Source organism: Streptomyces sp. YIM 98790, assembly GCF_011421595.1.
Taxonomy (GTDB): domain Bacteria; phylum Actinomycetota; class Actinomycetes; order Streptomycetales; family Streptomycetaceae; genus Streptomyces.
Window position 1 is genome coordinate 1 of sequence record NZ_WTLH01000216.1, and the last position, 8,607, is coordinate 8,607.

Annotated in this window: 5 protein-coding genes and 2 pseudogenes; 2 read left to right on the forward strand and 5 right to left on the reverse strand. The window is 72.9% G+C overall.

The features are described 5' to 3' along the window. Positions 1–265 precede the first annotated feature (265 nt). The 3 genes and pseudogenes from GQS09_RS24545 to GQS09_RS24555 form a co-directional block, all read right to left on the reverse strand. Positions 266–859 carry a hypothetical protein gene (locus GQS09_RS24545; protein WP_165989759.1) on the reverse strand — a complete coding sequence of 198 codons (594 nt, stop codon included), beginning with the start codon at positions 857–859 and terminating at the stop codon, positions 266–268. A gap of 336 nt (positions 860–1,195) precedes the next feature. Continuing rightward, positions 1,196–2,869, reverse strand: a complete 1,674-nt coding sequence (locus GQS09_RS24550; RefSeq protein WP_165989760.1) for an ABC transporter permease — start codon at positions 2,867–2,869, stop codon at positions 1,196–1,198. A 133-nt stretch (positions 2,870–3,002) separates the two neighbouring features. Next, a pseudogene (locus GQS09_RS24555) lies at positions 3,003–3,899 on the reverse strand (ATP-binding cassette domain-containing protein); the annotation flags it as partial. 91 nt (positions 3,900–3,990) lie between these two features. Here GQS09_RS24555 and GQS09_RS24560 point away from each other — a divergent pair. After that, a complete protein-coding gene (locus GQS09_RS24560) occupies positions 3,991–4,587 on the forward strand; it encodes a GbsR/MarR family transcriptional regulator (protein WP_243761750.1) in 597 nt (198 codons plus the stop codon). A 175-nt stretch (positions 4,588–4,762) separates the two neighbouring features. On the opposite strand, the gene GQS09_RS24565 is transcribed toward GQS09_RS24560, so the two are convergent. Next, positions 4,763–5,632, reverse strand: coding sequence for a diacylglycerol kinase (locus GQS09_RS24565; RefSeq protein ID WP_399552595.1), 870 nt, complete (start codon positions 5,630–5,632; stop codon positions 4,763–4,765). Between the two features lie 229 nt (positions 5,633–5,861). Here GQS09_RS24565 and GQS09_RS24570 point away from each other — a divergent pair, with 229 nt between their 5' ends. Further along, on the forward strand, positions 5,862–7,145 hold the full coding sequence (locus tag GQS09_RS24570) for an adenylosuccinate synthase (protein ID WP_165989762.1): 1,284 nt from the start codon (positions 5,862–5,864) through the stop codon (positions 7,143–7,145). A 118-nt stretch (positions 7,146–7,263) separates the two neighbouring features. Here the strand turns inward: GQS09_RS24570 and GQS09_RS24575 are convergent. Continuing rightward, positions 7,264–8,607 (reverse strand): annotated as a pseudogene (locus GQS09_RS24575) (hypothetical protein); the annotation flags it as partial.

The window sequence follows — 8,607 nt, forward strand, 5'->3', positions numbered from 1 at the left end:
CCCGGAGATGGTCCCGGAGACGCTCGCGCAGCCGCGCGGCGGCGCGCCGGGGCGGGGTGGCCGGCCGCCGGGACGGCGTGGGCGGCTCCGGCGGCTCGGGCGGGTCGGGGGCCTTGGGGGTCTCCGGGACCTGGGTCACCCTGCTGCTCCTTGCTTCAGGGGGCGGGAGGGGGGAGAGGCGGGCGGGAGGGGCGCGGTCGGTGCGGTGCACCCGCCCCCGCCCGGACCGGCCGGGCGATGCTGCGCTGCGTGCGGCGGAGGCGGCTCAGTAGTACTGGTTGCCGGCGGAGCGGCGGCGGGCGGCGAGGACGTAGCCCAGCGCACCCGCGATGGCGATGCCGCCGCCGATGGCCAGCGGCATCAGGTAGTCGCCGCTCTGCTGCGAGCCGCCGAAGCCGGCCGCGGCCCCGCCCATCGGGGTGCGGGAGAAGGTGAAGTTGCCGACCTGGGTGGTGCCGTTGGCGCAGAACACCTTGACGTCGTAGGTCCGGCCCGGGGTGAGGCCGCTGGTCCTGATGAAGCCGGTGCCGGCCCACACGCCGTTGGTCTTGGTCAGCGTGATGGGCGCCTGGAAGGCGTCGGAGATGGCCTGGCTGGCGGGCTGGCAGGTGGCCTTGACGGTGACCTGGCTGCCCGCGCCGCCCACGCCCGGCGTCACGGTCAGGGTGCGGGGGGTGGGGGTGACGGTGGTGCCGTCGCTCGGCACCTTGCCGTCGTCCTGGGCGGCGGGCGCGGCGGCGGGCGCGCCGGCCGGTGTGACGGCGGCGGCCGGCCCGGCCAGGCCGAGGGACAGCAGGGCCGCGGCGGCGCCCAGCGCCAGGCGGCCGGGTCGTGAGCGGAGACGTTCGGTATCACGCATGGGACGGTGACCTCCGGGGTCGATGGGCCGCTCGCCCGGGCGGCGGACGGCGTGACGGGATGTCAGTGCCATGCGAACAGCGCGTCACCGGATTCGCATGCGGAGGGGGTCCCGACGGGTGGCCCGGTAGGCCATCCGAGGACCGGGCCGCGGCCGGGGACGCAGCGGAAGGGCCGGGGTTCCCGCCGTGCGGCGGGAACCCCGGCCCGTGCGGGGGAGGGAGCAAAGCCCTCCGGCGTTCCACGACGTCCTCCGGTTCGGCTCCGCTTCCTTCCCGGTTCCTTCCCGGTTCCTTCCCGGTTCCTTCCCGGTGCTGGGTGCTGTCCCCGGTTCCGGTTACTTCAGGTCGAGATCGCGGCGCCGGATGCCGGCCAGTCCCGCGGCCAGCAGCACGGCCGCCACCGCGGTCAGGAGGATCAGCGGCGTCCAGCTCATCTCCGCGGCCGGCAGCGCCGGCACATGGCTGAAGGGGTCCAGGTTCAGCAGCCACTGCGGGAAGTCCAGCAGGGTCCCCAGGTAGCCGATGAGGAACGCCCCGGCCGGCAGCACCCAGGCGACGGGCGCGGCCCGCGGGAACCAGCCGATCAGCAGCGCCGCCACACCGACGGTCACCCACAGCGCCGGTGCGTACGCCAGCGCCGCGCCGAGCATCCGGAGTGTCAGATCGCCCTCGTCCGCCGACGCGGCACCGGTCAGCCCGAACAGCAGGCCGCCGGCCAGCAGGGCGAGCGAGGAGCCGGCCAGCCCGACCAGCAGCTGGCTGCCCAGCCACCGGGTGCGGGACAGCCCGGTGGACAGCAGCGGCTCCGCGCGCCCCGAGGTCTCCTCGGAACGGGCCCGCAGCGGCGCCATCACCGCGTAGATCGCCGCCACCACGGACAGCGGGGTCATGATCACCGAGGCGAAGCTGTCGATGACCGAGCTGCTCAGCTCGGCCAGGGCCTCCTCCAGCACATCCACGCCCTCGATCAGGTTCTCCACGTCGCCGAGGACCGAGCCGTACATCGCGCCGAGCAGGGCGACACCGGTGGTGAAGCCGATGAGCAGGCCGCGGTGCAGGCGCAGGGCGAAGCCGAGCGGCGTGGTCAGCGCGTCGGTGGCGGTGGGCCGGCCGAGCCGGGCGGCGCGCAGCCCGGCGCCCAGGTCGCGCAGCACCGAGAGCCGGTAGGCCAGCAGGACCAGCGCCACGATGGCGGCCAGGCAGAGCAGCAGCGGCCACCAGCGGTTGTCCACATAGACATAGGTGAACTCCACCCAGCCGATGGGAGACACCCAGGACAGCCAGGCGGCGGAGCCGTCCGCCCCGGCCGCGTCGCCCGCCGCGCGGAGCGCGTAGGCGGCGCCGATCACGGCCATGGCCCAGCCGGAGGCGCCCCGCGAGTGCGGAGTGATCTGCACGGTGACGGCCGCCACCGCGGCGAACACGATGCCGATGGAGGCGGTCTGTGCCCCGTAGAGCAGGGCGCCCTCCGACGTGTAGCCGTAGGCGGTGTAGCCGGACAGCGAGCCCGCCAGCAGCAGCCCCAGCACCAGGTTGGCGATCACGGCGACCGCCAGGGCGGCGGTCAGATGGGCGTGCCGGCCGACCACGCTGGCGCGCAGCAGCTCCGCGCGCCCGGTCTCCTCCTCGGTACGGGTGTGCCGGGAGACGATGAGCACGCTCATGATGCCCACCAGGACCGCCGCGAAGCTGATCGTCTGGTGGGCCAGCATGGAGCCGTAGTTGTAGTCGGTGAGGTAGTGGGCCGGGCCGCTCAGGGCGAGGCCGGCCGGGCTGTTCATGGTGTCGGCGATCCGGGCCCGGTCGGCGGCTTCCGGATAGGTGGCTTCGAAGCTGGAGGCGCTGCTGAGCGTGACCAGCAGCAGCACCAGCAGCCAGACCGGGAGCCGGATGCGGTCGCGGCGCAGGTTGAACCGGATGAGTGTGCCGGTACCGGTCAGTGCGCCGCCGCCGCGCACCGGCTCCGGGGAGCGGGCCGGGGTCGGCCGGGTGGCGGTGGCGGTGGTCATCGGGCCGCTCCGTCGCTGGTGCCGTCGCCGGTGCCGCCGGTGCTGCCGGTGCCGCCGTCGGCACCGGAGCGGGCCCGGGCGGNGTGCCGCCGTCGGCACCGGAGCGGGCCCGGGCGGCCTCCTGCTCCATCTCGGCGATCTCGTCGCCGTAGTGCCGCAGCATCAGCTCCTCCAGGGTGGGCGGGTGGCTGGTGAGGCTGCGGATGCCGAGCCCGGAAAGGTACTTGACCGCTCCGTCCAGGTGCTGGCCGTCCACGGCGAAGTGCACCCGGCCGTCCTCCCGGCGCACGTCGTGCACCCCGGGAAGGGAGTCCAGCCCGTCGGCCGGCTCCACGGTGTGGGCCTCGATGGTGGTCCGGGTCAGGTGGCGCATCTCCTGGAGCGTGCCGGACTGCACGATCTTGCCCAGCCGGATGATGCTCACCCGGTCGCACAGCTTCTCGACCTGGGCGAGGATGTGGCTGGAGAGCAGCACGGTGGTGCCGGTCTCCTTGGCCTCGTTGATGACGTCCTGGAAGACGACCTCCATCAGCGGGTCCAGTCCGGCCGTGGGCTCGTCCAGCAGCAGCAGTTCGGCACGGGAGGCGAGCGCGGCGATCAGCGCCACCTTCTGCCGGTTGCCCTTGGAGTAGGAGCGGCCCTTCTTGGTGGGGTCGAGGTCGAACCGCTCGATGAGCTCGGCGCGCCGCTGCTTGTCCAGGCCGCCGCGCAGCCGGGCGAGCAGGTCGATGGCCTCTCCGCCGGTCAGGGTGGGCCACAGCTCGACATCGCCGGGCACATAGGCCAGGCGGCGATGGAGTGCGACGGCATCGTGCCAGGGATCACCGCCCAGCAGCCGCGCCTCGCCGGAGTCGGCGCGCAGCAGGCCGAGCAGGATGCGGATGGTGGTGGACTTCCCGGCGCCGTTGGGCCCGAGGAAGCCATGCACCTCACCGGTCCGGACCTCGAAGTCCAGACCGTCCAGGGCACGTGTCCGGCCGAAGGTCTTGACCAGGCCGGAAACAGAGATGGCGGGGGCTGCCTCATTCATGATTCTGAAGATACAGTTACTTCAGAATTTTGTGAAGATAGCGAACTCCGGCTGTGGCGCCGTCAAGATCGACCCGAAGGAGAATGGCCCCATGACTGATCAGATGAGCGGAGAAAGGAACGGGGCCATGCGGGAGACGGACGATGTGCCGCAGCCGAAACCGGAAGCGGCACCAGCTGACCGGTGGAACGCGGAGACCGCCGTTTTCGTCGAGCGTTTCGCGGCCGAGCTGATCGACGCCGGGCTCCAGCCCACCGCCGCCCGGGTCTTCAGCTGCCTGCTGGCCGACGACGAGGGCGCCCTCAGCTCGGCCGAACTGGTCAGACGGCTGAAGATCAGCCCGGCCGCGATCTCGGGCGCCGTGCGCTACCTCGGCCAGGTGCACCTGGTCTCCCGGGAGCGGCAGCCCGGCACCCGGCGCGAGCTGTACCGCGTGCACCACAATGTCTGGTACGAAGCGATGGCCAACCGGGACGCGCTGCTCAACCGCTGGATCTCCACCCTGCAGGAAGGGCTGCCCGCGCTCGGCCCGGACACCCCGGCCGGCGAACGGATCAGCGAAACCGTGGAGTATCTGCTGTTCCTGCGCTCCGAGCTGGATGGCGTGCTGGACCGCTGGCGCGCGCTGCGCCGCTCCCAGGGGCACCTGGACCCGGAGGAGCGCCCGCGCCAGGACCCCGACGGCTGAGGCCGGACCCGCGATTCCGCTCCTCTCTTCGTCTCGCCTCTCTACGCCTCGCCTCTCTACGCCTCGCCTCTCTTCGTCTCGCCTCGGCTCTCCTCGCTCGGCTCTCGTCTCGTCTCTTCCTCCCCTGCCTTCCCCGTACGGGCAGCCGGGGGCCCGCACCCGTACCGCCGGGGCTTCAGGGAGTGCCGGAGCGCGGAGCCGGAATGGTCGTCGTGGGAGGCAGCGGAGTGGCGGGCAGGGTGAGCCGCAGCGCGTCGGGGCGGACATGCCAGACACGGGAGCGGGCCGGACCGAACTCCACCGCATCCGCCCGGTAACAGAACCCCGGGCCCGGCTCCGGGCCCGACACCCGGACCTCCTTCGCATGCGCGGTCACCACCGCCCCTTCGCCCTGATGCCGCACCACCACCCGGGCCAGCCCCGCGTCAGCCGAGACCGAGACCTGCTCCACCGGCCGCACTCCGTCCGCCAGCAGCGCATCGTCCGCCTCCACCCGCAGCAGCGGATGCGGCACCCCCGCCGCCCGCCCGGCCCGCCCGGCCCGAGCGGCCCGTTCCCCCCGCCGCCACCACAGCAGGCGCGGCTCCCCCGCCGCCCCCGACCCGGCCGGCCGTTCCGGCGGCCCGGACGGTATCCCCAGGGAGTCCAGCACCACCCCGCCGCTGTCGTCCTCCAGCAGATCCAGCGAGCGGGCAGTGCCGTTCAGCACCGTCCGCGAGGCACGCACCGCGTCGCACGGCACGCCCAGCCCGCGCGCCACCAGCACACTGCGCGGCGGCCCCACCGGCACCACACCCAGCGCCCGCCCGGCCAGCTCGCCGCGGCGGTGCAGCACCCGCACCGCCCGCGCCACCGCCCGGTCGTCCCCGACCACCACCACCGGACGCCCGGCACCCGCCCGGTGCGCCAGCACCCGGGCCAGTTCCTGTTCGCGCGGCTGCTCCAGCAGGCACAGCCGCGCGTCCGGCGAGCCCGCACACAGCACGTCGCGCGCGATCCGTACCGACTCACCGTCCGTACGCCGGGCAATCGGATCGATCACGATGAGCACTCTGGCCGCCTCCTGCCGCCGACGCAATCGAGGCCGCCCGCGGCCCGGGGCCGGCGCCGCACTGGCCCGGAACCGTCCGGGAAGTGCCGCGGGCACGTTCGCCTCCGGCTGCCCGGTTGCGTAAACTCTCGGTGCAAGAGCCCCTGCCGCGATTGCGCCAGGGGCTTCGTCGATGGGGGCAGCCTGCTTAATGGGATGCCCCGCCCGGAAGGGGTGTACGCCTGTGCCCGCGCTCGTGCTGCTGGGTGCTCAGTGGGGTGACGAAGGAAAGGGGAAGGCCACCGACCTCCTCGGCGGCTCCGTCGACTACGTCGTCCGCTACCAGGGCGGCAACAACGCCGGCCACACCGTGGTCGTCGGCGACCAGAAATACGCCCTGCACCTGCTCCCCTCCGGCATCCTCTCCCCCACCTGCACCCCGGTCATCGGCGCCGGTGTGGTGGTCGACCCCAGCGTGCTGCTGGACGAACTGCGCGGTCTTCAGGAGCGCGGTATCGACACCTCCCGGCTGCTGCTGAGCGGCAACGCCCACCTGATCACCCCCTACCACACGGTGATGGACAAGGTCTCCGAGCGCTTCCTCGGCAAGCGCCGGATCGGCACCACCGGCCGCGGCATCGGCCCCTCCTACGCCGACAAGATCAACCGGGTGGGCATCCGGGTCCAGGACCTCTTCGACGAGTCGATCCTGCGACAGAAGGTGGAGGCCGCGCTCGACGTCAAGAACCAGATCCTGGTCAAGCTCTACAACCGGCGCGCCATCGCCGCCGACCAGGTGCTGGAGGAACTGCTCGACTACGCCGGCCGGCTGAAGGCCTATGTGGCGGACACCGCGCTGGTGCTGAACCAGGCCATCGACGAGGGCAAGGTGGTCCTCTTCGAGGGCGGCCAGGGCACCCTGCTGGACGTCGACCACGGCACCTATCCGTTCGTGACCTCCTCCAGCCCCACGGCGGGCGGGGCCTGCACCGGATCGGGCGTCGGTCCGACCAAGATCAGCCGGGTGATCGGCATCCTCAAGGCCTACACCACCCGGGTGGGCGCCGGGCCGTTCCCCACCGAGCTGCACGACGAGGACGGCGAGGCGCTGCGCCGGATCGGCCACGAGTACGGGGTGACCACCGGCCGGGACCGCCGCTGCGGCTGGTTCGACGCGGTCATCGCCCGCTACGCCGCCCGGATCAACGGCCTGACCGACTTCTTCCTCACCAAGCTCGACGTGCTCAGCGGCTGGGAACGCATCCCGGTGTGCGTGGCCTATGAGATCGACGGCCGCCGGGTGGACGAGATGCCCTACAGCCAGACGGACTTCCACCACGCCAAGCCGGTGTACGAGTATCTGCCGGGCTGGCAGGAGGACATCACCGGCGCCAAGAGCCTGGCGGATCTGCCGCGCAACGCGCAGTCCTATGTCCGGGCGCTGGAGGAGATGTCCGGTGCGCCGATCTCGGCGATCGGGGTCGGCCCGGGGCGCGACCAGACCATCGAGGTGCGTTCCTTCCTCTGACGCCGCCCCCTGACGTCGTCTGACGTCCCCCCGGGGGGAACGTGCGGCGGCCCGGGACCCGCCGGTCCCGGGCCGCCGCACGTTCCGGACCCGGACGCGTGCTCCTGTGCTCCTGTGCTCAGGAGTCTCCGGACGCCCGGGAGAGGTCGAAGGGCTCCTTGTACTCGTCCAGCGGCTGGAAGGTGAGGGTCTCCCCGCCGTCCGTGAGCGTCGCCGAGAAGGACGGGACGTCGCCGTCGGTACAGGCCGACTCCGGCTCGGAGCTGGTCACCGTGCTGGGGGAGAACAGCAGTTCGTCGTTGTCCGGGCCGACCGCCACCAGGGTGTGCTCCATGGTGCAGTGCAGGGAGTTGCCGTCCGCGGTCCAGTTGACGGCCACCGCGCCGACCGGTGACTGCACGATCTCCACCCTGTGCTCCGTGCCGTCCACCGACGCCCACCAGTTGCCCACGAACGGCTCCGGGATCGCCTCGCCGCCGGGCTCGTCGGGGGCCGGGACGAGATCGGCCGTGTAGGAGTAGTCGGTGGCGGTCCACACCAGGGTGGCGTCCTCCTGCACCTTCACGGTCTGCTCGCCGTAGGAGGAGCAGCTGTACTCGGGCACCTCCTGGTAGACCTCGCCCTCGATCACCATCAGGTTCTCGAAGGAGACGAGGGTGGCCTGCTCGGCGCACATGGCGTACTCGTCCAGGCTCCAGATGGACGCGACCTCGTCACCCCGGCGGCCCTGGTAGATCTCCACCCGGATGTAGGAGTCCGTCGGATCACCGTAGGAGTCGACGATCTCGCCCACCCAGGCGCCGAGATAGGCCTCGTCGATGATGCCGTCGCCGGTCGGTGCCTCCCAGCCGTCACCGTCGTCACCGGAGCCGGAATCGCTGTCGGTGTCGCTGTCGGTGTCGGTGTCGGACGGCTCGTCGCCGAAGTCGGAACCCGAATCGGCGTCGGAATCGGCGTCGGGCTGGGGGGTCGGGTCGTCGACGTGGTCGCCGGCGGGTTCGTCGGAGCTCCCCACGCCGGTGTCGTCGTCCCGGTTGGCGAGGACGAGAGCGGTGACACCGCCGGCCACCAGCACCAGTACGGTGCCCACGGCGGCCAGGATCAGGTGCAGCTTGCGCCGCGGCGCCTTGGCACCGGGCGCGGGTGTGGTGCCGACGGTCGGCAGGCCGCCGGTCATGGCCGGGTGCGGGGTCGCGGCACCGCCGGGCGCCGGAGTGGCCGGCGCGCCGAACCCGCCCGGCGGGTAGCCCGCGGACATGGCGGCGGGCCCGCCCGTGCCCGGTGTGCCGGGACCGGCCGGGGTGGGCGCGCCGAAGGCTCCCCCGTGGGGAGACGCCCCCATGGGCGGCGGGGTGTGGGAGGTGACGGTCTGCGCCGCGGACTCCGCGGGCGGTCCGGCGGCAGCCGCCGGCGGGGCGTACGGGCTGAGCGGCGGCACGGGGGTTCCGCCGGGGGGCGGGGG

Bases quoted from the DNA above. Each gene is read 5' to 3' on its own strand.
- GQS09_RS24560 (WP_243761750.1), top strand. From the start codon at position 3,991: ATGACTGATCAGATGAGCGGAGAAAGGAACGGGGCCATGCGGGAGACG.
- GQS09_RS24545 (WP_165989759.1), bottom strand. From the start codon at position 859: ATGCGTGATACCGAACGTCTCCGCTCACGACCCGGCCGCCTGGCGCTG.
- GQS09_RS24550 (WP_165989760.1), bottom strand. From the start codon at position 2,869: ATGACCACCGCCACCGCCACCCGGCCGACCCCGGCCCGCTCCCCGGAG.